Genomic DNA, 25,855 nt, shown 5'->3' with positions numbered 1-25,855 from the left:
GAACTAAAATGATGAATTATATGAGTCATACATCAAAAATGATGGGACGTCGGTTGCCATTGGTGAGAACTTTATTAACGATGAGAGCTCTGTTAATGATGAGCGCTTTGTTTGCTTTGAGCTCTGCTTCTGCGGCATCTAACGTTGTTACGCCTTCGGTTAAGACAACAATCGAGCTTCCTCTTCAAGGTGTGACGCTTGAGTATAAAGCTAATGTTCGACTGCTTCGTGTATTAGACGACGCAAACGCGAATGCGAGCTCTAACGCTAACGGTACTATTGGTTACTTCCCCCTTTCGGCTCAACTGTTTGATATAACCAATACTGAAGCGACTGCAGTTACTGGATTTAAAGAAGCTAACCAAGCTATCGAAGCCAAAAAGCGCAATGTACTGAACCAGCTTGAAGCTTTCGCAGTAGAAGAGCCAGAAGCAAACTTAGTGCGCCAACAGTTAGCCTCTTTCCAATATCTCAATCGAGTTTTTATTGAGCTAGACCGTAATGCCGTTATCTCTCAATCAGATAAGAACCCACTGCTTGTTTCAAGTTCTCATACTAACAAGCCGTCAGACAGTCAAACTCAAGCCTTTTCTCTGTACTTACCACAACGACCAACATCCATTCAGTTGATGGGCGTAATGAAAGAGTCAGTAACAATGAATCTGATTGAGCATGGAATGTTGAATGATTATCTCGATGCATTGCCGAACGGCTTTATTGGTGAATCTGCAGATAAAAGCGTGGCGTATGTCGTCCAGCCAGATGGCGTGGTGCAAACCATTCAATATGCATACTGGAACGAACAGCCGGTTTACTTAGCACCAGGTGCCATCGTATTTATGGCGTTCTACTCTTTGCCATCGGAATACTCAACGTTGAACCAAGATATTGTCGATTTGCTACGTCATAAGGTTGGCCTGTAATGCTGAAACAGAAATCATTCCCTCTATCGGCAGTGTGTGCATCGGTTACCTGTGCTTTATTAATGACCAATAGCATGTCGACTAGAGCAGAAACAATCATTGATTCCTCTTCAATTCGAGCAGAAAAATCCCCATTCGATGATACTGAATACAGAACATCGCAAATGAACTTTGGTGGTGTTGGCTTGATGCAAATGCCAACAGGCCGAATGGCCCCAGAAGGTGAGTTCAACCTTAGTGCATCGTTCAATAACGAGTATTATTTTTATAACGTTAGCCTGCAATTGATGCCTTGGTTAGAAACCACCATTCGTTACACACAAACACAAGATGTACTTTATAGCGGGGATAATGCTGGGGACCCTAATTGCTCTGCTGATAATTTTAGTGGTTGTAACACGCACGCTGACAAAGGCATCGATTTTAAAGTTCGCTTAATCGAAGAAGGCTACTATTTGCCAGAGTTTTCTGTCGGAGTACGTGACTTCGGTGGAACAGGATTATTTGATGGCGAATTTGTCGCGGCGAGTAAACGATTTGGCCCGCTTGATGTCACGTTAGGCATGGGCTGGGGCTACATGGGCACCAGTGGTAATTTCACCAATCCGTTCTGTAAAGCCAGTGATAAATTTTGCGAGCGTGAGTCAGATACAAAAGGTAGAGGTGGTATGGTCGATTTTGAGCGCTGGTTCAAAGGCGATGCGGCAATCTATGGTGGTTTAGAATATCAAACGCCTTATAAGCCATTAACGCTTAAGCTTGAATATGACAGCAATGACTATTCACAAGATTATCCCGTAACGAATGGTGCTGCGGTTATGACGCAGCATACCCCTTGGAATGTGGGCGCAGTGTATCGTTTTACTGATTGGGCAACGGCAAAAGTCAGTTATGAGCGTGGTGATACTTTAACCCTTGGCTTCGATCTTTCTACCAACTTCAATGAAATGTATTCTGTGTGGCGAGATACTGAAACAGCAGAATTGCGCCCAAGCGATGTCGAGACGGTTGATGATATTGATATGGCTGCCCTCGCGGAAGAGCTAGAAACGATCGCGGGCTATGAACAAGCGCAAATCTTGGTCGACGATAACAGCATTGTGGTAAAGGGTACTCAGGTTAAATACCGAGACAGAGATATCGCCCTTGAGCGCGGTGCGACCGTGATTGCCAACGCGGTCCCGAGTTACATAGACACCTACAAAATCATTGAAAACGACAAATCGTTGGAACTCACCGAGACAACGGTAGATGCCCAAGCGTTCAAAGCGGCAGCTAACAATAGTTATCTCAATGCTCAAACCAGTGATGCAACCGATACTCACGAATTAGAACGCAAGAAATCCGTTATCTATCATGATGGACGTGAGCGATTCGATGTGTCGATTTCACCAAATCTCGCTCAATCGTTCGGCTCGGCTGAAAACTTCTACCTATACAGTTTGGGTTTATACACCAATGCTTCGTTCTGGGCGTTAAACAATGTTGAACTGTCGGGCTCTTTGTACGTTAACTTAGTCGATAACTACGACAAGTTTAACTATACCATCCCATCAGACGGCACTGACCAAACGCCAAGGGTAAGAACCTTGTTCCGCTCTTATGTTGATGATCCGGTTCGTTTAGCCCGTTTACAACTGACGTGGTTTGAAGACTATGGCAGTGGTATCTATACCCAAGCTTACGGCGGTTACCTAGAGAGCATGTTCGCGGGTGTGGGTGGCGAAATCCTGTATCGTCCATTCAACCAAAACTGGGCCATTGGTGCAGACATGACAGCAATAAGCCAGCGCGATCCTGAAAGTTGGTTCGGCACGTTTGATGAAGAGATCCAAGTTAACCCAGATGACAGCAGCCGAACGTACAAAGTGATTGATAAGGGCACAACGGGCTTCATCACCGGTTACTACACCCCACAATGGGACTTCTTGAGCGATACCTTGCTTAAAGTGGGCTTCGGTAAATTCCTGGCGGGTGATATCGGGACTCGTGTCGATTTCTCTAAGCAGTTCAAGAGCGGTGTTATCGCTGGTGCCTTTGTTAGCTTAACCGACATGACCACCGAAGAATACGGTGAAGGCAGTTACACCAAAGGCTTTTACGTATCGATTCCATTTGATTTAGTCACCGTGAAACCAAGCTCAAGCCGCGCTGGTTTTACCTGGTTACCGATCACGCGTGACGGCGGCCAAGTGCTGAACAAGCAATACAACTTGTTCGATCAAACCGATGCTCGCTCACCTTGGTTCCAAAGGCCGAGTAGCGTTAAGTAGATCGAAAGCAGATACGGGTGACGAGTAAGCGGGATGCGAAGAGCGGGGAAAGAGCAGTCTCGAATAATCGAATAATCGAATAATCGAATAACGAATAGCTTAAGATATCGTGATATTCATTGGGTCTAGCTTTTGGTTCTCCCCCTTGAACGCCGTTCGTTTTTGATCGGTGATGTTCATCAAAGGGGGAGTTCGAGGGGGATATTAATCTATGTGTTACCAACCCCTCCCAGCCTCCCTTTATGTTGGTATTTTCTGCCAAGCAACAGTTGTGATAAAGGGGAGGAGCTAAAAGCATCCCGACACGGCTTTAGGCTCTTCGTTTACTCGTATCTCGCTACTCTCATCTGCTCTTTAGCTCTTCGCCACTCGTTCACTCGAATCCCGTATCTGCTCTTTAACCATTCAACTAGGTTGATAATAAACACAAATTGTGGATAATGCATACGCAATAAAATAACCGTGTGAAAGTCCGATCTTTGGCTCGGTTTATGACAAAAAACCTCTATCTCAATTCCAGATAGATAGAGGCAGATTAACTACGCAGTGTGATGTCGCGGAATATCAAAGGGCGGTAGCGTTCCTATCTTTGATATTAAGTGGGAGCGATATCACAGTAATAGCCCTCCTTAACTCTATTAAATACTGCGTAGCTGATAAAATTGTTTGTTCTAACTTCTTTGGGTGTCCTTTGGGATATCACGACACATTCCGTTTCTATGACTTGGTTAACATGAAGATTAATAAAAATCGTCTCCTTTTAGCGCTCCTTCCTGTATTGCTTGCAGGGTGTACTACTCCAGGAACTCACCTTTCTACTGGCAACAAGAATGTGATTCAGCCTTCAGAGGAACAGCAAGAATCTGATATCTCTGATGTGGTTAATCTTTACCCACTGACGGCTCAGTCTGTATCAAGCTACCGAAATGAATCTTTACCGGTTTCACAAGCTAATCCGAAATTGGATGTTGATATTGCAAAATATGAATACCAAGTAGGTATCGGTGATATCTTAAACGTTACCATTTGGGACCATCCTGAATTGACGATTCCTGCGGGTTCTTATCGTAGTGCTGAAGAGGCAGGTAATTGGGTTCGTTCAAACGGCACTATCTTCTACCCATATATTGGTAGCGTTGATGTTTTAGATAAGACTGTGGATGAGATTCGTACTGATATCACGATGCGTCTGTCTAAATATATAGAAAGCCCTCAAGTTGATGTTAACGTAGCGGGTTTTCGTTCTCAGAAAACTTATGTTACCGGTGAAGTTGAGCAACCAGGTCAACAAGCGATTACTAATATCCCTTTAACGTTATTGGATGCAATAAACCGTTCTGAGGGATTGTCGGAAGATGCGGATTGGCGCAATGTTTCTTTAACTCGTAATGGTGTGCAAGAGTATGTTTCTTTATATGCGTTAATGCAGAAAGGCGATTTGACTCAAAATAGGTTACTGCAAGCCGGTGATATTGTTCATGTACCACGCAATGATGCTCAAAAAGTATTTGTGATGGGTGAGGTCAATGAGCCTCAACTATTAAAAATTGATCGTGCAGGGATGAGTCTCACTGAAGCACTAAGTAGCGTCGGAGGAATTAACCAGCTATCAGCCGATGCTACCGGTGTGTTTGTGATTCGCACTTCTGATGATAAGTCAGAACGCATGGCCGATATTTACCAACTCAATATGGAAGATGCATCAGCATTGGTGATTGGTACCGAATTTGATTTGAAATCTTATGATATTGTTTATGTGACGGCAGCACCTATTAGCCGTTGGAACCGTGTGATTGGCCAACTTGTGCCTACCATTTCTGGCTTTAACGAGCTGACTGAAGGTATGTTACGCGTCCGTAATTGGTAACAAGTGAAGATTAATAATCAGGTTACATTTAGCGTGTAACCTGATTTTTTATATTTAGACGTTAATTATATTTATCAGTTCATTATGGTTGAAAACAAAGTATGTTTAATAAAATTCTAGTGGTCTGCGTGGGCAATATTTGTCGTTCCCCGACTGGAGAGCGAGTTTTACAAAACTTGCTGCCCAACAAAGAAGTGGCCTCTGCCGGTATCGCTGCTGAGAAAAGCCGTTTAATTGGTAAGCCTGCAGACGACACTGCCATTTTAATTGCTGCTGAACATGGGGTTGATGTTGAAAATCATCAGTCTCAGCAAGTTACGCCACAGCTTTGTGCTCAGTATGACTTGATCTTGGTGATGGAGAAGGGCCATATGGAGGCGCTCACTCAAATCTCACCGGAAGCGCGTGGTAAAACCATGCTGTTTGGTCAGTGGATTGGTCAAAAAGATATTCCCGATCCGCACCGTCAAAGCCGTGAAGCCTTTGAGTACGCTTATAAGCTGATTGACGAAGCCGCACAAGCGTGGGCAAAAAAACTGTAGGTTTAAAAATACAGTAGATTTAAATGCAGTAGGTTTTAAATAGACAGCTTTTTAAATGTCATGCTCTACATGTAGGCGTGGCTAAACCACTAACAGAATCATATAGAAGAGAAGTACGCGGAGCGTATATATCGTCTCTTAAATAGCAATAATTTAGGAAGTAGTAATCTGATGACAACACAACCATCTCAGCAATCACACGCAGATAACTCTGATGAGATAGATCTAGGAAAACTGCTTGGTATCTTATTAGATGCTAAATGGTTAATCATACTGACCACATTTGTTTTTGCTGTGCTTGGTATTGCGTTTGCTCTGCTTTCAACGCCGATATACAAAGCCGATGCCCTGATTCAAATTGAAGAGAAAAGCTCTGGTGGCATCTCTTCTATGGTTGGTGATATGGGTGAATTGTTCTCTCAAGAATCTTCAGCTACAACCGAAGTCGAGATCATCAAATCTCGTATGATCTTGGGTGAAACGGTGGATAAGTTTAACCTCACGACGGTGACATCTCCTAACTATGCACCTATCGTTGGTAAGGGCTTTGCGCGCTTGACCGGCGACATCAACCACATTGCGGTTAGCCGTTTCAACATGCCAAGCTATGCGAGCGACTACGGGCACACGATCCAGATCCTAGATGCCGAGCAGGGCACTTACCAATTAGTTCGCGACGATGAGCGCGTTATCCTAAAAGGCAAAGTGGGTGAGCTAGCAACAGCATACGACTACAGCTTGTTTGTGGCAGGTTTTGAATCACATAACGATTTTGAATTCTCTATTAGTCAACGTAGCCGACTAGAAGCGATCGAATGGTTGAAAGCTTCTTTGTCTCTGTCTGAGCAAGGTAAGCAAACCGGTATTTTGAAGCTAAGCTTTGAAGGTGAAAACAAGCAACAGATTTCTGAGATCCTTAATCACATTAGCCAGATCTACTTCTTACAAAACGTGAAGCGTAATTCAGCAGAAGCAGAGAAGAGCCTAGAGTTCTTAGAAAGCCACCTTCCGGGCATTAAATCTGAGCTAACCGGCTATGAAGATGTATTAAACAATTACCGTCAAAAGAACGAATCGATCGACTTGGGCTTAGAAGCGCAATCAACCTTGAAGGTAATGGTAGAGCTTGAAGCGCAATTGAATGAACTGACGTTTAAAGAGAGTGAAATCAGCCAACGCTTCACTAAAGATCACCCAGCATACAAAGCCTTGCTCGATAAGCGTAAAACGCTATTGGGTGAAAAAGAGCGCCTAAACAAGCAAGTACAAAAGCTACCAAAAACACAACGTGAAGTACTGCGTATGACACGTGATGTTGAAGTGAACCAACAGATCTACATCCAATTGCTGAATAAAGTTCAAGAGCTAAGCATTATCAAAGCCGGTACGGTTGGTAACGTTCGCATCTTAGATGACGCACAAGCTTATGCTCGCGCCGTTAAACCGAAGAAGCCGCTGATTGTTGTATTAGCGACGCTATTGGGTGGCATGCTAAGTGTCGCGTTTGTATTGGTTAAAGCGGCGTTCCACCGTGGTGTTGAAAGCCCAGACCAAATTGAAAAAATTGGCCTTCCGGTTTACGCAGCGGTACCAAAATCTGATTTACAGATTGAGCTAACCAACCGCTTTAAATCGAAGAAACAGCAAACCAAGGGTACTCAAGCTCTGCTTGCCGAATCTAACCCTGCTGACCTTTCGGTTGAAGCACTGCGTGGCCTTCGTACCAGTTTGCACTTTGCGATGTTAGAAGCAAAAAATAACGTTTTGATGATCTCTGGCCCTGCACCGGGTATCGGTAAATCATTCATCTCGACCAACTTTGCCGCAGTAGCTGCAAAAACAGGCCAAAAGGTACTGTTGATTGATGCCGATATGCGTAAAGGTTACCTACAACAGAGCTTTGGTGTGAACTGGGATAACGGTCTTTCTGATGTATTAAGCAGCAAACAAGAATTCGCTCAATCAGTGAAGTCGACACCAGTAGAAAACCTAGAAATCATTACTCGCGGCCAAGTGCCACCGAACCCATCAGAGCTGCTGATGCACCCACGCTTTGCAGAACTAATGGAATGGGCATCGAAAGAGTATGATTTGGTGATTGTTGATACCCCGCCCGTACTTGCGGTAACCGACCCAAGCATTGTCGGCGCCTTCGCTGGCACCACATTAATGGTCGCGCGTTACGGTCAAAACACCATTAAAGAGATCGATGTAGCTCGCAACCGCTTCGAACAATCGGGCATCGAAGTGAAAGGTGTTATCTTCAATGCCATCGAGAAGAAAGCATCAAGCTCGTACGGCTACGGTTATTACAACTACGCTTATTCGAGCGACAAGAAATAAAGTTAAAGAGCAGTAACGAGATGCGAGTAACCGGGTAAACGAAGAGCTAAAGACAGTAACGGGATGCGAGTGGCGAGATACGAAAAGCGCCACTCGAATCCGTTCTTCATCTCTTGTTACTCGTTTACCCGCTCCGCTGCTCGAATCTGCTCTTTTAGCTCTTCGAATCCCGTCTACCCGCCACCCGTATCTATTCTTTATCCAATCTTCAAATTATTCGAAGACTTAGCTTTTGGTTCTCCCCCTTGAACACCGGACTATTGTGAGTGATGGTGTTAATAGAAGGGGGAGTTAGAGGGGGTTGCTAGCGATGCCTAATCAACCCCTCCCAGCCTCCCCTTATATTGATATTTTCTGCCAAGTAACAGTCGTGATAAAGGGGAGGAGCTAAAAGCACCACTATCATATTCTTGTCCTCGCTCTTCACCTCTGCTCTTAATCTCCTCGCATCTGCTCTTTAGCTTTTCGCATCCCGTTTACTCGCTACCCGCATCTATTTTTTTAATCACCCCACCCGTTAAATACAATCCAATCGCCGCTAGCACCGGATAACCAAACGCTTCATTGGTCATTTCCCCTAATGGTTTCCAATCGTAGCCGTGCATGCAGCCTAAAATAACCATCACATGCAGTGCCACATAAGGAATGGTGAACAACAACACAATGTAGCGCTGTACCAACTTAAAAGGTTCATACGCTTTAAGCAGTGCCAGCTTGTGCTTCGCTTTTTCTTCATCAGTAAAAAACATCGCATCTCCTGTGTTGGTGAGTGCATCTAACCCCTTGCTAATCGAAGACTGGCTCCCGAATATTCTTCCGAACAATGTCATACTGCTCCTTGGTTTATTGATTGGCTTTGACCGCATGTATAGCCTTTGACTGTATAACCTTATGGTTCGACAACCTTAGCGAGACCTCTGCTCCGCCATTTATCCGTTGAATTAGATTCCCTATCACGTTCGTCCCTCACTGTAGGGAATGACGACTACTTTTATTAAGTTAATAATCTCACGACTCCGTCATTCCGCCATTCTGTTGCTTTAGAGGCGAGGAACGAAGTATCTGGAATCCGCTTTTAGTCTCTTCGCATCTCGCTTACTCGAATCCCGCAACTGCTCTTCAAATTATTCGAAGACTTAGCTTTTGGTCCTCCCCCTTGAACACCGGACTATTGTGAGTGGTGATGTTAATAAAAGGGGGAGTTAGAGGGGGTTGCTAGCTAATGCCTAACCAACCCCTCCCAGCCTCCCCTTATATTGATATTTTCTGCCAAGTAACAGTCGTGATAAAGGGGAGGAGCTAAAAGCACCACTCTCACTTTATTTTCCTCACTTTTCGAATCCCGCATCTGCTCTTAAGCTTTTATCTTCAAAACAGGACACGCCTTATTCACGCCCCAATCCTTATGCCCCTTAACATTCTCATCTGAAATCAAAAACTGCTCTTGCAGTGCAGCCATCAAACCAAACAGTGCCTTGCGCTGCGCAAGTGTGAAGTTATCTTCTGGTTGCAGCTCGGCATTACAACCGCCAACCAAACAAACCCCAATATTGCCCTTGTTGTGTCCTTTCACATGCGCGCCAGTTTGCGACAGCGGCCTGCCCAATTGGACATCCCCATTGCGACGAATAACAAAGTGATACCCCACATCGCGCCAGCCTTTCTTTTTATGCCATCGACGAATCTCGGCTACGCCTACATCTTGCTGTGGCGGCGTGGCGCTGCAATGCACAGTAATAAAGGAATATGGCGGGCAATGAGGTAAGCGGAGTAAAACCGAAACCAGGCTGAATGAATAGGATGCTGAAGGTAAACAAGGATCTAACGAAGGGATAAGCTCCATCTTGCTAGCCTGCTCTTCCGAATCAATTCGTTCTTTGGTGTCAGCCCGCTCTGGCAAAACAGACGCTTCTAACGGCTGATTTGGAACTCGATCAGTTGCTGGTGGAGTGTTTGACAAAATAAATCCTCGTGTTGTTGTAAATAGACGATTAAAGACGTTGATAGCGATTCTTTTAAATCAGGGTGCAATGCGATGTGTTGTCGCAGACTGGTGGCTACGGTTTTTGCATAGCCGGGGTGGTGGCTGACATAACGTAAATACATCACGTAATAACCCAGAGGCTGCTTACGCCGTGCTCGGCTGATCATCCAACAAATATCGTCATAGCTGGGGGTGTCACCGCATTCATCCTCATTAAAATAACAACCTTCCAAATGGCTTTCTTTATAACCGTTAACTTCATAGCTCAGTACTTGGCCAAACCCATCACTATCACTAAAAAATAACGGCTGACGTGATTGAGTGAGGGAGTTAGCACGGCACTCGATGCTCGCCATACCGGGTTGATACGCTGAAATAAAAAGAGAAACTATCGCCTTCATTAAGCACCTTATTGCTGCATGGGGAGGGCAATGTACTTCAACGTTCTTGATTGGGGTTGGCGGGAATAACACGAAAACAGAGGAATACAGAAAAATGAGAGGTGCTTCGAAAAGCCATTGCTTAATAAGGTTGATGTTGCATATCTATCCGAGGCGATTAACCAAACATCTTTTCTTACAACTTATCTCATGGGCCTTTCGCCCCTAAAGCGCCAAAAAGTGTTGTTAATGCTTCTGTATATCAATGGATTTCTATACGAATGACTAATTAACAAGGAGCGTTAACCATGTGTGTTTCTCTAATTCTTTCTTTCATCCCATTAAAAACTGGCTCGCCCATCAGCAAGTTGGTGTTATTAAAATTGGCCGATAACGCCGATGCGCGCGGCGTGTGTTTTCCTTCCCTCAATTACTTGGCGCAATATTGCGAAGTGTCGGTAAGAACCGTGAAACGACACGTTAACGAGCTCGAAAAACAAGGGTTTGTGAAGCGGATAAAGCGCTTTGATGATTCAGGACGCCAGCGCAGCAACATATATCAGCTGCGCCTTCCCAGCTACAGCCACATTCAGCAGACCGATCTAGCCCAAGCGAATCAAGAGAACACGAATGTAGAACAAACAGATTTACCGTCAGCTTCGTCGGAATATCCACAGAAGACAGAACATGCGAAGAAAACCGACCATTCAGACACTCCCCTGGGTGACTCAAGATCCAACACGGAGAGTGATCATCCGGCACACATAATCTTTCATAAAGAACATAAAACAGAGTTGATCTTGAAAAACGGAAGTTCAGACGCCGCCGATGTTCTTGCTCCCCCAAGCGGTTCTGAACAACATGAGATCTCGACACCTAAAACCAACGTCACAAACCCCATAAGCCAACAGAATGAAGCCGTGATTCACCTGCTCACCAAAGAGGGCAGCGCGCCGATTTATCATGAGTTCACCACCATATTAGAGCGCACCTAACCAAAGTTAGATGTGCTGCAAGAACTGCATGCCATGCAAGCCTGGCTGTACATCAACCCCGATAAGCGCAAACCCTTTGAGCACATTGGTCACTTTGTGAATGGCTGGCTAAGAAGAAGCGCCCAAGCCAAAGCGAAGCGAGACTCATCGCCAGTCTTTAAGCAGGCTAGAGCGGCTAAGCAAACAAAAGCGGCTAAACCAGCAAGGGCTTCTGCTTCTACATCGACCAAGGAAGCTAAAACCCAACCGGCAGCCAAGCCCATGGTTCACAAACAACCCACGCCCGTCTCTCAGGCCCTAGCGGATTACCAAGCCAAAAGCACCACCAACCCGTTCGAAGCACGTATCAAGGCCCTAGTTCAATCCAAATCGCCCGGCACGGATTCTAAAAAGTGACCATTCAATTTTTCACAGACGAAGCGCTTGTTCACACAGCCAAAGTTATTAAAAAAATAGCTTAGAAAACCAAGATCTTAGGAAACCAAAAGGCTAGGGAAGACCAAGCGCGAATACAGACAAAAAACGTCAAGATACAAAAGTAGAATTAGGGAGAGGGCAAATGGACGATATCAGCCTAAAAAAACTGACAACGGAAGAAAAAGTCACCATTTTAGAAAAAGAGATAGCGCGAGTAGAAGGGCGCATTGGCGAGTTCTTGAAACTGCTTGTTACCCATTACCCACAAGGGCTAACACGTACTGAGATTAAAGCGTTATTGGCGGTAAACAACAACCCAAGCTTCGTCTCGCTGTACAGAAACGGCAATATTTTCATTGATATAGAAAAGCGCTACTGCGACGCAGCACAAGAAAACCGCTACCACATAGGCACTCAGTACCTGCAAGACGTACAATGCTCTCGCTGGTTGAATGCGTGGTGAGTTGTTTGTCATGCCAGAGTCAATTTCAAACTGGTTAATATGCACTTACTTTGCTAGAATGCCCCGCATATTTAAAACCGTATGAAAAACGCATAAAGCGAACAAATTGTCACTATTGCCTTTAGGAGCCAAACCTAAGGGCGGTAGCGTACCCAAATGCGACTGGCTAGCAAGTTTAAAAGTGCGGTAAGCCGAAAGGTTGAAAGCCGTTTTGGCGGCCTATTGGGGCGGTTTTTAGAAAGTCAGCAAAATCTAGGTTTTATAAGGGATTGTCGAGAATAGACTGTCTCAAAATGAATAAAAAGTGTCTCAGTTTGTTTTATACAACTGAGGCATTTTTGTGAGTAAATGACTCACAAAATTAGAATTAAAATATATTAGGAATAGATATGACGTCCATGTTTGAAAATACCAAAGTAGCTATAATTGGCTTGGGTTATGTTGGCTTGCCGCTTGCTGTAGAGTTTGGTAAAAAAATGCCAACGTTAGGCTTTGATATCAACCAATCTCGTGTTGATGAGCTTAAAAGTGGTTCAGATTTTACGCTTGAATGCTCAGAAGAAGAGCTTAAAGAAGCTGAGCTTCTTACATACACGGCAGACCTTAATGAACTTAAAGAAGCCAATGTTTACATTGTTACAGTGCCTACACCAATTGACGAGCATAAGCAGCCTGATCTAACCCCATTGATCAAAGCATCAGAAGCTTTGGGCTCGATTGTAAGTAAGGGCGATGTTCTGATCTATGAATCTACGGTTTATCCTGGCGCTACCGAAGAGACGTGTTTACCTGTTGTAGAGCGTGTTTCAGGTTTAACGTTTAATAAAGATTTCTTTGCTGGTTATTCTCCAGAGCGTATTAACCCGGGTGACAAAGAACATCGGGTGACAAATATCTTAAAGGTCACAAGTGGCTCGAACGATGAGATTGCCGAATTTGTTGATCAACTTTACAAAACCATCATTACAGCAGGCACTCATAAAGCTTCAAGCATCAAAGTAGCAGAAGCGGCAAAGGTAATAGAGAACACTCAACGCGATGTAAACATTGCATTGATTAATGAACTTTCAATTATCTTCAATAAGCTAAATATTGACACCTTAGAAGTATTAGAAGCTGCTGGCACTAAATGGAACTTTTTACCGTTCCGTCCGGGTTTAGTTGGTGGTCACTGTATCGGTGTTGACCCATATTACCTAACACACAAAGCACAGACTGTTGGTTATCATCCTGAAATGATCCTAGCTGGTCGTCGTCTAAACGATGGCATGGGCAAGTATGTTGTGTCTGAATTGGTGAAGAAAATGCTCAAACAACGTATCCATGTTGAAGGAGCAAACGTATTAGTGATGGGGCTTACTTTTAAAGAAAACTGCCCAGATCTACGTAATACGAAAGTGGTTGATATTGTCGCTGAACTAAAAGAGTACAACATCAATGTCGATGTTGTTGATCCTTGGTGTTCAAACGAAGAAGCACAGCATGAGTACGGCTTATCGTTAACCCAGCCAAAATCCAACCATTACGATGCCATCATCATGGCGGTAGGCCACAATGAGTTTAAGCAAATGGGTGCGGCAGAAATTCATGCATTAGGTAAAGAGGCTCACGTACTTTACGACTTGAAATACGTATTGGATAAATCAGATGTAGACATGCGTTTATAGGTTGGTTGATGGGAGGGGAGATGTCTGTTATTTAACAGAATGATTATCCCTCCTTACCTCCTTAAGCACTGAAGTACTGAATCGTTAGTAAAGAGACATCATGACTAAATTCGAACAAATTAAAAGTGAACTTGTTGCCGCTCCCAAAACCTGGTTAGTAACCGGTGTTGCCGGCTTTATTGGCTCCAACCTTCTAGAAACATTATTAAAACTAAACCAAAAAGTGGTTGGTTTAGATAACTTTGCAACCGGCCATCAGCGTAACCTAGATGAAGTAAAAGGCTTAGTTGAGGTTAACCAGTGGGATAATTTTACCTTCATAGAGGGTGATATTCGCAATTATGAAGCCTGTCAGGATGCTGTCAAAGGCGTAGATTACGTTTTACACCAAGCGGCATTAGGCAGTGTGCCCCGTTCTATTGCTGATCCTATTACTACTAATGCAGCGAATATCACGGGTTTTCTTAATATGCTCACTGCTGCCAAAGAAGAGCAAGTAAAAAGCTTTACCTATGCGGCGAGTAGCTCGACTTATGGCGACCACCCAGCGCTGCCTAAGGTTGAAGACAATATCGGTAACCCACTATCTCCTTACGCAGTAACCAAGTATGTCAATGAGCTTTATGCGAATGTGTTTGCTCGTACTTATGGGTTTAAAACTATAGGGTTGCGCTACTTTAACGTATTTGGTCCTCGTCAAGATCCAAACGGTGCTTACGCAGCGGTGATTCCAAAGTGGACGGCATCAATGATTGAAGGCGAGGAGGTATTTATCAATGGTGATGGCGAAACCAGTCGTGATTTTTGTTTCATCGATAATACGGTTCAAATGAATATTCTGGCAGCTACTGCGGAAGATTCTGCCAAGGATGAGGTGTATAACGTGGCACTGGGTGACAGAACCACCCTAAACGAGCTTTATGCTTCAATTCAAAATGCGCTTAATGGGTTAGGGTTTAGTTTAGAGTCAGCTCCAACCTATCGCGATTTCCGTGCGGGTGATGTAAGGCACTCGCAAGCAAATATTGTAAAAGCGCATGACAAGCTCGGCTATGTTCCAGCGTTTCGTATCCAAGATGGTATCAATAAGGCGATGCCTTGGTACAAACAATTTATAGGCTAACAGAATGAAAATACTGGTTACTGGCGGTGCTGGCTTTATAGGTTCTGCTGTGGTTCGACATATTATCGAGAATACACAAGATAGCGTTGTGAATGTCGATTGTTTAACGTATGCAGGGAACTTAGAGTCACTCGTCACTATTGATAAAAATGACCGTTATGCATTCGAACAGGTAGATATTTGTAATCGTTCAGAACTAGATCGAGTATTCAACGAGCACAAGCCTAGCGCCGTGATGCACCTTGCTGCAGAGTCGCATGTCGACCGCTCAATCACAGGCCCGGCCGCGTTCATCGAAACTAATGTTGTCGGCACTTATACATTGTTAGAAGCGACGAGAGCTTATTGGAATAACTTAGATATAGAGGCTAAGGGGTCGTTTCGTTTCCATCATATATCAACAGATGAAGTCTATGGTGATTTACCGCATCCGGATGAAGTAGAAAATGCTACAAAGTTGCCATTATTTACTGAAGAAACTTCATACGAGCCTTCAAGCCCATACTCAGCCTCAAAGGCAAGTTCGGATCACTTAGTGCGTGCATGGCTTCGTACTTACGGATTACCAACAATGGTAACCAACTGCTCAAATAATTACGGGCCATATCATTTTCCTGAAAAGCTAATCCCATTAGTGATTTTAAATGCATTAGAAGGAAAAAAGTTGCCAATTTACGGTAAAGGCGATCAAATCCGTGATTGGTTGTATGTAGAAGATCACGCTCGCGCACTATACAAGGTAGTGACTCAAGGTAAAGTAGGCGAAACCTATAACATCGGTGGCCACAACGAAAAGCAAAACCTCGAAGTCGTGAATACGATTTGCGACATCCTAGATACGTTAGTACCGAAAGGTTCGGCGTATGCAGAACAAATCACTTACGTTCAAGATCGCCCTGGCCACGACCGACGTTACGCGATTGACTCAAGTAAAATGCAGCGTGAACTTGATTGGGTACCAGAAGAAACCTTCGAAACAGGCCTTAAAAAGACCGTTCAATGGTATTTAGACAATTCAACTTGGTGTCAAAATGTACAAGACGGATCATACCAACGTGAACGCTTAGGTGTTCATGTACCTCAAGGTGGTAAAAACGAATGAAAGGAATTGTTTTAGCGGGTGGTTCAGGTACTCGATTATATCCATTGACTCGCGGGGTCTCAAAACAGCTATTGCCTATCTATGATAAGCCAATGGTGTTTTACCCAATCTCGACACTCATGCTTGCGGGTATCAAAGATATTTTGATTATCACTACACCTGAAGATAATGCTGGCTTTCAACGCTTACTGGGTGATGGTTCTGATTTTGGTATTAATCTAGAGTATGCAATTCAACCAAGCCCTGATGGTTTAGCTCAAGCATTTTTGATTGGTGAAGAGTTCATCGGTGATGACAATGTCTGTTTGGTTCTAGGCGATAACATTTTTTACGGGCAATCTTTCTCTCAAACTCTAAAAAATGCAGCGAAGCGCGAGAGTGGAGCGACGGTATTTGGTTATCAAGTCAAAGAGCCGGAGCGTTTCGGCGTCGTTGAATTTGATGAGAATAATAAAGCGATGTCTATTGAAGAGAAGCCAGAATCACCAAAATCCAACTACGCGGTAACAGGGTTGTATTTTTATGACAATCGTGTTGTGGAAATGGCGAAACAAGTGAAACCTTCACATCGTGGTGAGCTAGAAATTACCACGCTGAACGAAATGTACCTTAACGATGATTCTCTAAACGTTGAGTTATTGGGTCGTGGCTTTGCGTGGTTAGATACCGGAACACATGAAAGCCTTCATGAAGCCTCTTCATTTGTGCAAACGATTGAAAATGTACAAGGTTTAAAAGTAGCCTGTTTGGAAGAAATTGCATGGCGCAATGATTGGTTAAGTGACGAGCAAGTGTTGACTCTAGCTAAACCGATGATGAAAAATGATTATGGTCAATATCTCACTCGTTTAGTCAATGATAAACAAGGTATAAAGTAATGCGTGCATTAATCACAGGTTGTCATGGTCAAGTTGGTTCATGTCTTACTCAAAAGCTTAGTGAACGTAAAAATACAGTTGTGCTAGCTCTTGATAAGGAGCAACTCGATATAACAAATAACGATGCTGTTTTTGCAGCAGTTGAAGTATTTCAACCCACGGTGATTATTAATGCTGCAGCGCATACTGCTGTTGATAAAGCAGAAGAACAAATTGAGTTATCGTATGCAATAAATAGAGATGGTCCAAAATACCTTGCTGAAGCTGCTCAGAAAATGAATGCTGCGATACTACACATCTCAACGGACTACGTTTTTGAAGGCAATAAAATTGGCGATTACCTAGAGACTGATGTAACAAATCCACAAGGTGTTTACGGTGCCAGTAAACTTGCTGGTGAAACGGAAGTGGTGAAAGCATGTGAAAAGCACGTCATTATTCGCACCGCATGGGTATTTGGAGAAAATGGCAATAACTTCGTGAAAACCATGCTGCGTTTAGGTGAAAACAGAGACGCCTTGAGTATTGTCGGTGATCAGTTTGGTGGGCCTACATATGCGGGTGATATTGCGGATACATTGATTCAAATCGCGAAGCGCATTACTCAGGGAGATACGGTGGATTACGGTGTTTATCATTACTCAGGTTTGCCTCATGTGAGTTGGTTTGACTTTGCTGATGCCATTTTTGATGTTGCGGTTGAGCAAGGAGTGCTGGCGAAGAAGCCTAGCTTAACAAGCATTACTACCGACCAATACCCAACCCCTGCCAAGCGGCCAAGTAACTCTCGATTGAGCAACGAGAAAATCATCCGAAATTTCTCTATTGAAGCTGGTGATTGGAAGGCGGCATTAAACAATATTCAAGCGTATACAGGATCATAAAATGAAAGTAATCGACACTAGCATTCCTGATGTGAAAATTATAGAACCAACCGTATTTGGTGATGAGCGTGGTTTTTTTATGGAAACTTGGAATCAAAAGCAGTTTGAAGAATTGGTAACCGGCAAGCCAACACTGTTTGTTCAAGACAACCATTCAAAATCGAAGAAAGGCATTCTACGCGGTCTGCATTTTCAAACCAAAAACACGCAAGGTAAATTGGTTCGTGTGGTTTCTGGCAAAGTGTTTGATGTAGCGGTCGATATTCGTAAAGATTCGCCAACTTACGGGCAATGGGTGGGCGAATATCTATCAGCAGAAAATAAACGTCAATTGTGGGTTCCTGAAGGCTTTGCTCATGGTTTTTATGTGACAAGTGATGAGGCAGAGTTTGTTTATAAATGTACAAACTATTATGACCCAATAACTGAAGTATCAATAAAGTGGGATGATGAAGATGTTGGGATTAGATGGCCACTGGTTGAAACTCCAAAATTATCTGAAAAAGATAACAAAGCTATTTTATTGAAACAGTTAAGATTTTAAATTTAGTAAATGTTAATTTAAAAGCTAGCCATTATTACATTTATTTAGATTATTTAGTGGTGAAATTGTCAAACCTTATTTAAGTATTATGGGTAATCTAGCCCTAAAAATGTGGAAATATGAATTTATTATTTAGAATTACAAACTCTTTAAAGATTAGGTATCACGCGTTAGCATTTAAATTTAGATATCGAATAAAAAGGATTTTGTCTAAAAGTTATATTGGTTCATTGAATTTTTCAAAATGTGAGGTAATTACACCTATCAAATGGAAGTACCATGATGAAACGTGGACACATGTCGAAAATAGGTGGTCTAATCGAAATAAAATTATTTCAGGGGATTACGTCGATGTAACTGATGAGCCACAGGAGATGTCAACTGAAATAACATTTTCTAACAACGATATTATTATCGAGGGCGGGAAACCATCGTCCGATAAATGGATATATTTGTATGTAACCGAAGATGAATTTAAGTTGACAAATTATAGTCTAACTACAAAATTAACTTTTAAAAGCTTCTTTAAAGAGTTTCAAGTAGATTTCAGATATAAAGATTTATATAATAGGTTTAGATATAGAATTCAAGATGGTTTTCTATATTTTGATATAGTATATCTAGGAGTATTTTACGCTTCATTGAGCAAGGTGAAGTTGGATCTCGAATTAGGAGTTGAATATTCTTTAGAAGTGGTCGTGAAAGACGATGTTTACGAGTGTTATATAGATAATAAACTACTATCAACAGACCATGGGTGTGGATTTATAAATAAAGGTGGGATCGCAATTATTTTATGGGAGGATGATGGTAAGACAACAATGAACATGTGTTTAAATGAAATAGAAATTACAGAATTAAAGAAAGTTGAGGAAATAATCTAAATGTTAATTGAAATTCACGGTGCCGGCTTCAAAAATAAAGGTGCGGAGTTGATGCTTATTGCAACAATGGAAAAAATAAGACAAGACATTCCAAACGCTGAGTTTTGTATTAATCCAAGTGTTTACGATGACAAACCAGGTTGTGAAAAGTATGGAATATACGAATTTGTCAAAGCTCCAGAACCAAGAGGTGGTCGTCTTTTTTCTCCTAGGTTTGACTTGAATAAATTATTATCCGTATTTTTTAATAAAGATAAATTAAAAAGAAAAGGTTATGTACGTTATCAAGATGTCGATGCGTTAGTAGATGTTTCGGGCGTTAGATTTGGTGATAAGGCTCCTATCATTTCGGGTCATAACTTTTTGAAGCTGGCAAAATACTATCGAAATCGAGGTAAGCCTGTTTTTTTATTACCTCAGATGTTTGGCCCTTTTGACACCGAATTGCAAAGGAAAATAGTGGGTGAGTTAGAGTGTTTAGGTGTAAATTTTATAGCTAGAGATAATGAGTCATTTAAATATCTTGATAAGTTGGTTACCAATAAATTATTGATAAGCGAGGCTCCAGATATAACTATTGCATTAAGAGGGAAATCAAACAATGCCACTCTGCCAACCGAAGATTATGGTTGTATCGTCCCTAATGTTAGGATGTTGGATAGAGGGGATGATAGGTGGAAAATTATTTATCAATCAAGGTTGTTAATGGCAGCTGAAGAGATGCTAAAGGTTGGGATAACACCTTCTATTATTCTGCACAGTGTTGATGGCTCAGAAGATCTACCATTTGCAAAAGAAATAGAAAGTAGATTGAAAGATAAGTGTATTATTAAACATGGGGACGACCCATTGGAGTTAAAAGAGTACATTTCTAAAAGTAAATTATTAGTTGGTTCTCGCTATCATAGTATTGTAAGTGCTTTGTCAAGTGGAGTACCTACTGTAGTTATGGGGTGGGCGCATAAATATGACACAATTTTGGATGATTTTGGTGTACCTCATTTAATACATAGAGCCAATGATACCGAAAAAGATTATAAAATATTATTAGATGAAGTGTTAAAAGTTGAAAGCAGAAATGATTTAATAAAAGTAATATCGCAGCGTAGAGATGAGCTATCGTCAAAGAGTGATCTTATGTGGAAAAAAGTAACAAATTGCTTTAAAGAATAGTTTCGGTTGTCTATGAAATGAAAAATTTATTATGGTTAATTTTAGAAAAAGGTTATTATTTATTTGTTTCTTTGTTTTCTAACTTATTGATTGCAAGATATCTTGGAGTCTCTGACTTCGGGTTAATTAGTTTATCTATGGCTATCATTTCGGTATTTAACCCTTTAGTTTATTTAGGGTTAAATAGTATAGTTGTTAAGGAGTTGGTTGAAAAACCGGCATTAAAAGACAGTATATTGTGTACTGTTTTTTTAATGAAGTTATCTGCTTCATTATTCGTATTAATGTTAGGTTTCTTGCTACTTCCTCTAGTATATGAAAAAGAGGTAGTTAGTATATTAAATATACTAATGTTTAGCCTCGTATTTGATACTTTTTTAATTATTTCATTTTTCTTCATTTCGAAAGAACAGTCAAAGTATTATACATATAGCTCAATGATCGCTTATACACTAGGATTTGTTTTTAAAGTATGTGTCATTTGGTTAGATAAAGGTTTGACATTTCTCATATATGGGATGATATTACAGAATATTTTGCTCTCGCTATCATTGTTTTGTTTTTATTCATTTAGAGAAAGATTTTATTTTTTTTCAAAATTTAAATTGTCTTTGGCCTTGAAGTTTATTAAAAAATCTTGGCCTTTGGCGTTGTCTTCTTTGGTAGCTGTGATCTATTTAAAAATGGATCAAATAATGATTGGGGTTTTTCTAAATGAAGCTCAGTTAGGTTTGTACTCTTCTGCAGTAAAAATATCTGAGGTCTGGTACATCCTCCCTACAGTAGCAGCTACAGCATTCCTTCCTCGATTGGTCAATTATAAAAAAGTAAGTCAAAATAAATATAATAATATAAAATTTGACTTGTATAGAGCTTCGTTTTATTTGGCTATAGTGATAAGCTTTATTGTGTACTATTTTTCAAATGAAATTATAGTTTCTTTATATGGTGTAGAGTTTTCTTCAGCCTCTCATGTTTTACTTATTCACATTTGGGCATGTCCGTTTGTCTATCTAGGAGCTATATTCTCTAAAGTGTTAATAGTGGAAGGCCAAGTCAAATTTACCCTAGTGAGAGATCTAGGAGGTGCATTATTAAATATATTTCTGAACTATTTGTTTATTCCTAAATTTGGTATTGAAGGGGCAGCTATGGCTACAGTAGTATCTTATTTCTTCTGCTTTATTATATTACCATTTTTATGGGGACGGACTTACTCTCTCGCAAAGGAGATGATTTTGGCACTCAACCCATTTCTATTTTTATTAGATAGTGATAAATAGGGAAAAGTATGTGCATAAATAAAAAAAGAATTGCTATATTAGATACTTCAGTGGCACCTACAGGTGCTTTTAATAGTGCATTGGTTTTATATGACTCTTTGAAGTTACAGTATCCTATTGTTATTTTTGTTCCAAATGACTCAGTTATTTTAGAACAAGAACATAGCTGCTATAGCTTTGGTTCTTATTCGTACCCAAGGGTGAAAAAAAACCTTAAATCAGTTTTGACATATCTACCTATGTCACTGTACGCAGCTTATAAGCTTAGTAAGCAATTGAAGGGTTATGACCTTGTTATTTTAAATGATTTTAATAATTTGACAGGATACCTTTTAAAGATATTTCGTCCTTCAATGAAAATTATCACTTTCTTTCGATTGATAACTTCTAAGGCACCTCGGTTATTAACACTGGTTTATTTGTCACTTTGTAGGTTATTTTCAAATCGAAACGTAGCCATTTCAAAATCAGTGGCAAAAGAGCTAACGTCTTTAAAAAATCTTAGATTAATATATAATTCTCTACCTTGTGATATTAATCATAGTATTTCATTTTTTTCTAAAAAAGACAACTCTCAATTAAAAATGGTATATATTGGGAACTATATGCCAGGAAAAGGGCAGAAAGAGGCTTTGGAGGCTTTTTTACAAATAAAAAATACGAACGCAACACTAAGTTTTTATGGTGGAGATATGGGGTTAAGAAAAAATAAGGATTTTAAAGATTCTTTAGTTAAATTAGCTGGTGACAAACTTGATAGGACTGTTTTTTTTAACGGTTTCATGGAAAAACCTTATGTGGAGCTATTAGGTTATAACGTCTTATTAAATTTCTCAAGATCGGAATCTTTCTCTAGAACATGTTTAGAAGGGTCATTTTCGAAGTTGGCTGTTATTGCTACTAAATGTGGGGGGCCAGAAGAAATAGTTGAGGATAAAGTTACAGGATTGCTTGTCGACGTAGGTGATATAACGAAAATGAAAGAGTCTATGCAGATTTTTATTGATGATCCAGACTTAGCAAAGCAGTATGGAATTAATGGGAATAGTCGTGTTAATAAATTATTTTCTTATTCTGTTTTTAGTGAAAACGTACATAAACTAATTCTAAGTTTGCATTGATATTATGATGAAATTATTACTTCTTTCAAAATACTCTCGTATGGGAGCTAGTTCTAGATTACGTACAATGCAATATATCAAGTTTCTTGAAAAGTCTGGGTTTGATATTGAGCAACAAGCACTCTTTAATGATGATTATCTTACTAGGGTTTATACAAAAAAAAAAATACCAAAGAAACTATTGTTAAGGTGTTTTTTACTTCGTTTAGTTACGTTGTTCCGTCTTTATAAGTATGACGTTGTTTGGATTGAATACGAATTGATACCATATTTCCCACCATGGTTTGAAAGGCTCTTAAAACTAATCGGTGTCAAGTTCGTTGTCGACTATGATGATGCTATATTCCATAATTACGATCTATCCTCAAATTCGCTTATCCGTACCTTGCTTGGTGACAAAATTGACAGAGTCATGGAATACGCAACAGCGGTGGTTGTTGGCAATGACTATCTTGCTGATCGTGCTCGTGTTGCTGGGGCAAAGAGCATTGTGACTATACCTACAGTTATCGACTTGCGTCGCTACCCTAAAATGCCGGTTTATAAAAATGATAATTTGGTCATTGGTTGGATCGGCTCGCCAGCTACACAAAACTATATAGTTCGATTCAATAGTGTATTTAGTGAGTTATCAAAAAAACATGACTTTACACTTAGACTTGTCGGAGCAAGCAAAGATATAGTGGAACACCTTATTGATATTAATGTTGAAGTTCTATCATGGAAAGAAGATAGTGAAGTCGATTATATACGTAGTTTTGACATAGGTATCATGCCGTTAAATGATGGACCTTGGGAAAAAGGTAAGTGTGGTTATAAATTGATTCAATACATGGCTTGTAGTGTTCCTGTGGTTGCTTCACCTGTAGGTATTAACTCGACCATAGTCGCAGATAATAATTGTGGACTTTTAGCAAATACACATTCTCAATTTGTATCTTCTTTGGATAACCTCTTAAGAGATGAAAAACAGCGTTCAACTATGGGAAAAGCAGGTCGGAAGGCTGTAGAGGAACACTATTCTGTTCAGGCGCAATTGGATGTGCTTATTTCCCTTTTCGATTCAATTTCAAGTAGTGATAAATAATCATGTGTGGTTTTACTGGTTTTATCTCTTTTTCACAGCATTTGTGCGCAGAATTAGAGACGACAATTAATAATATGAATAATAGTCTTTATCACCGCGGTCCAGACAGTGATGGAGTATGGGTTGATGCTAATGTCGGCTTAGCCTTAGGGCATCGCCGTTTGGCGATTCAGGATTTATCGCCTTCTGGACATCAACCTATGGATGCAAGGTCCGGACGTTATGTGATGGTGTTTAATGGTGAAGTTTATAACCACCTTGAGTTGCGTAAAGAGCTCGGCAGTATTGAATGGCATGGACATTCTGATACCGAAACTATCCTCGCTTGTATCGACAGGTGGGGGTTTGTTGATACTCTTAAAAAACTAACCGGTATGTTTGCTATTGTGCTTTGGGATAAAAAAGAGCAAAAGATTCATTTAGCCCGCGACCGGATGGGTGAGAAACCTCTTTATTATGCTATTCATAATAATGTTCTTATATTTGGCTCTGAACTGAAAGCACTTAAGCAACACCCAAGTTTTAACGCGGATATTGATAGAGATAGCCTTTGTTTGTATATGCGCCATAACTGCATTCCAGCACCGTACTCAATTTATAAAAATACATTTAAACTGATGCCTGCAAGCTATCTTACTATCTATTGCAATTGGCAGATGAAAACCGATACCTACTGGTCTGCAACAGATGTAGTTAATAAAAATAGTGAACAAGCTTTTACGGGTAGTCCAGAGGAAGCAGTGAAAACTCTGACCGATAAGCTATCTAAAGCGGTTAAACAACAAGCTATTTCTGATGTGCCGTTAGGCGCTTTTTTATCTGGTGGTATTGATTCCACAAGTATTGTTGCGCTAATGCAAAACCAGACACAAGGGCAGGTTAAGACTTTTACTATGGGTTTTGATAGTAAAGCCTACAATGAGGCCGAGCATGCCAAAGTGGTTGCTAAACATTTAGGTACTGATCATACCGAGATGTATGTAACACCAAAGGATGCGATGGATGTTATACCATCACTGCATGAGATCTATGACGAACCCTTTGCTGATTCTTCTCAAATTCCAACTTTTTTAGTATCGAAGCTTACTAAGTCTAAGGTAACGGTGGCTTTGTCAGGGGATGGTGGTGACGAGCTATTTGCAGGTTATAACAGACATAAGCTTGCACATACCATGTGGCCAAAAGTGACCAAACTGCCAGGATTTGCCAGAAATATTGCTGCAAAAGGTATTAAAGCATTCAGTCCATCACAACTTGATATGCTAAACCATGCTTTACCACCCAGTTACAAGATGCGCCTTTTAGGGGACAAATTTCATAAAGCTGCAAATGTTATCGGTGCACACGATGAAGCTGGTTTGTACTTAAACTTAGTATCGCAATGGAAAAAACCTGAAAATGTGGTGTTAGGTTCTAAAGAGCCTTCAACTATCATTACATCCAATCAGCTGAGTGATTCTTTGAATACCTCTCATAGAATGATGGCTTTAGATATGATGACTTACATGCCTGATGATATCCTAACTAAAGTGGATAGAGCATCCATGGCAGTATCATTAGAAACTCGAGTACCAATGCTAGATCATAATGTCGTTGAGTTTGCTTGGTCTCTACCTTTAGCAATTAAATTGAAGGATGGAGTTGGTAAATGGCCACTTAGGCAGATGCTGTACCAATATGTACCCAAAAAATTAATAGAAAGACCAAAAATGGGCTTTGGAATACCCTTAGATGAATGGTTGCGTGGCCCATTGAGAGAATGGGCAGAAGAGCTGTTACATCCAGAGCGTTTAAACAAAGAAGGTTATTTCAATCAGAAATTAGTTACTGAGGCATGGTGTTCTCATCTATCGGGTAAAGCAACCTACACTCAGGAACTTTGGTGTGTACTGATGTTTCAACAGTGGCTTAGTGAGGTCTAA

The 25,855-nt window shown here is 41.0% G+C and carries 21 protein-coding genes and 1 pseudogene; 19 read left to right on the top strand and 3 right to left on the bottom strand.

From position 1 onward, the window contains the following. Positions 1-8 precede the first annotated feature (8 nt). The 5 genes from AB4507_RS02470 to AB4507_RS02450 all read left to right on the top strand — a co-directional run bounded on the left by AB4507_RS02470 (position 9) and on the right by AB4507_RS02450 (position 7,948). Positions 9-923: a capsule biosynthesis GfcC family protein gene (locus tag AB4507_RS02470; RefSeq protein ID WP_408063633.1), complete on the top strand. Its 915-nt coding sequence runs from the start codon at positions 9-11 to the stop codon at positions 921-923. Beyond that, entirely contained in the window at positions 923-3,196 is a 2,274-nt protein-coding gene (locus AB4507_RS02465; RefSeq protein WP_372182172.1) for a YjbH domain-containing protein, read from the top strand. Before AB4507_RS02470 ends, AB4507_RS02465 begins: the two co-directional genes overlap by 1 nt. Positions 3,197-3,929: 733 nt before the next feature. Beyond that, positions 3,930-5,063: a polysaccharide export protein gene (locus AB4507_RS02460; RefSeq protein WP_372182171.1), complete on the top strand. Its 1,134-nt coding sequence runs from the start codon at positions 3,930-3,932 to the stop codon at positions 5,061-5,063. 101 nt (positions 5,064-5,164) lie between these two features. Beyond that, positions 5,165-5,605, top strand: a complete 441-nt coding sequence (locus tag AB4507_RS02455) for a low molecular weight phosphotyrosine protein phosphatase (RefSeq protein ID WP_372182170.1) — start codon at positions 5,165-5,167, stop codon at positions 5,603-5,605. Positions 5,606-5,776: 171 nt separating this feature from the next. Then, on the top strand, positions 5,777-7,948 hold the full coding sequence (locus AB4507_RS02450) for a polysaccharide biosynthesis tyrosine autokinase (RefSeq protein ID WP_372182168.1): 2,172 nt from the start codon (positions 5,777-5,779) through the stop codon (positions 7,946-7,948). Positions 7,949-8,424: 476 nt separating this feature from the next. Here AB4507_RS02450 and AB4507_RS02445 read toward each other — a convergent pair whose 3' ends face one another. The 3 genes from AB4507_RS02445 to AB4507_RS02435 all read right to left on the bottom strand — a co-directional run bounded on the left by AB4507_RS02445 (position 8,425) and on the right by AB4507_RS02435 (position 10,333). After that, complete coding sequence (locus AB4507_RS02445; protein WP_372182167.1) at positions 8,425-8,778, bottom strand: hypothetical protein; 354 nt, start codon at positions 8,776-8,778, stop codon at positions 8,425-8,427. A 524-nt stretch (positions 8,779-9,302) separates the two neighbouring features. Further along, positions 9,303-9,848 (bottom strand): N-acetylmuramoyl-L-alanine amidase, encoded by a 546-nt coding sequence (locus AB4507_RS02440; protein WP_102320644.1) that lies wholly within the window; start codon positions 9,846-9,848, stop codon positions 9,303-9,305. 11 nt (positions 9,849-9,859) lie between these two features. Further along, positions 9,860-10,333 (bottom strand): hypothetical protein, encoded by a 474-nt coding sequence (locus tag AB4507_RS02435; RefSeq protein WP_017069279.1) that lies wholly within the window; start codon positions 10,331-10,333, stop codon positions 9,860-9,862. Positions 10,334-10,620: 287 nt separating this feature from the next. On the opposite strand from AB4507_RS02435, the pseudogene AB4507_RS02430 reads away from it, so the two are divergent. The 14 genes and pseudogenes from AB4507_RS02430 (at position 10,621) to asnB (ending at position 25,855) form a co-directional block, all read left to right on the top strand. Further along, positions 10,621-11,703, top strand: a pseudogene (locus AB4507_RS02430) (helix-turn-helix domain-containing protein). Positions 11,704-11,866: 163 nt separating this feature from the next. Beyond that, positions 11,867-12,187 (top strand): hypothetical protein, encoded by a 321-nt coding sequence (locus AB4507_RS02425; RefSeq protein ID WP_102398552.1) that lies wholly within the window; start codon positions 11,867-11,869, stop codon positions 12,185-12,187. Positions 12,188-12,576: 389 nt separating this feature from the next. Beyond that, positions 12,577-13,854, top strand: a complete 1,278-nt coding sequence (gene tviB / locus AB4507_RS02420) for a Vi polysaccharide biosynthesis UDP-N-acetylglucosamine C-6 dehydrogenase TviB (RefSeq protein ID WP_372127667.1) — start codon at positions 12,577-12,579, stop codon at positions 13,852-13,854. Positions 13,855-13,954: 100 nt separating this feature from the next. Beyond that, the gene (locus AB4507_RS02415) at positions 13,955-14,977 is read left to right on the top strand and encodes an SDR family oxidoreductase (protein WP_372127664.1); all 1,023 of its coding nucleotides are present in this window, start codon (positions 13,955-13,957) and stop codon (positions 14,975-14,977) included. 4 nt (positions 14,978-14,981) lie between these two features. Further along, positions 14,982-16,079 (top strand): dTDP-glucose 4,6-dehydratase, encoded by a 1,098-nt coding sequence (gene rfbB, locus AB4507_RS02410; protein ID WP_372127663.1) that lies wholly within the window; start codon positions 14,982-14,984, stop codon positions 16,077-16,079. Beyond that, complete coding sequence (rfbA, locus tag AB4507_RS02405) at positions 16,076-16,957, top strand: glucose-1-phosphate thymidylyltransferase RfbA (RefSeq protein ID WP_372127662.1); 882 nt, start codon at positions 16,076-16,078, stop codon at positions 16,955-16,957. Before rfbB ends, rfbA begins: the two co-directional genes overlap by 4 nt. After that, the gene (gene rfbD / locus AB4507_RS02400; RefSeq protein WP_372127660.1) at positions 16,957-17,841 is read left to right on the top strand and encodes a dTDP-4-dehydrorhamnose reductase; all 885 of its coding nucleotides are present in this window, start codon (positions 16,957-16,959) and stop codon (positions 17,839-17,841) included. Before rfbA ends, rfbD begins: the two co-directional genes overlap by 1 nt. Before the next feature lies 1 nt (position 17,842). After that, positions 17,843-18,385, top strand: coding sequence for a dTDP-4-dehydrorhamnose 3,5-epimerase (gene rfbC / locus AB4507_RS02395; protein ID WP_372127659.1), 543 nt, complete (start codon positions 17,843-17,845; stop codon positions 18,383-18,385). A gap of 119 nt (positions 18,386-18,504) precedes the next feature. Next, complete coding sequence (locus tag AB4507_RS02390; protein WP_372127658.1) at positions 18,505-19,269, top strand: hypothetical protein; 765 nt, start codon at positions 18,505-18,507, stop codon at positions 19,267-19,269. Then, positions 19,270-20,442 carry a polysaccharide pyruvyl transferase family protein gene (locus tag AB4507_RS02385; RefSeq protein ID WP_372182166.1) on the top strand — a complete coding sequence of 391 codons (1,173 nt, stop codon included), beginning with the start codon at positions 19,270-19,272 and terminating at the stop codon, positions 20,440-20,442. 17 nt (positions 20,443-20,459) lie between these two features. Then, a complete protein-coding gene (locus AB4507_RS02380) occupies positions 20,460-21,725 on the top strand; it encodes a flippase (RefSeq protein WP_372127656.1) in 1,266 nt (421 codons plus the stop codon). An 8-nt stretch (positions 21,726-21,733) separates the two neighbouring features. After that, on the top strand, positions 21,734-22,846 hold the full coding sequence (locus AB4507_RS02375; RefSeq protein WP_372127654.1) for a glycosyltransferase family 4 protein: 1,113 nt from the start codon (positions 21,734-21,736) through the stop codon (positions 22,844-22,846). Between the two features lie 7 nt (positions 22,847-22,853). After that, positions 22,854-23,933 carry a glycosyltransferase family 4 protein gene (locus AB4507_RS02370; RefSeq protein WP_372182164.1) on the top strand — a complete coding sequence of 360 codons (1,080 nt, stop codon included), beginning with the start codon at positions 22,854-22,856 and terminating at the stop codon, positions 23,931-23,933. 2 nt (positions 23,934-23,935) lie between these two features. Further along, positions 23,936-25,855, top strand: a complete 1,920-nt coding sequence (gene asnB / locus AB4507_RS02365) for an asparagine synthase (glutamine-hydrolyzing) (protein ID WP_372182162.1) — start codon at positions 23,936-23,938, stop codon at positions 25,853-25,855.

Source organism: Vibrio sp. 10N.222.54.A3, from assembly GCF_041474095.1.
Classification (GTDB): Bacteria; Pseudomonadota; Gammaproteobacteria; order Enterobacterales; family Vibrionaceae; genus Vibrio; species Vibrio crassostreae_C.
Note: the sequence above shows the minus strand (reverse complement) of the source record. Positions and strands in the feature narration are given on the sequence as shown.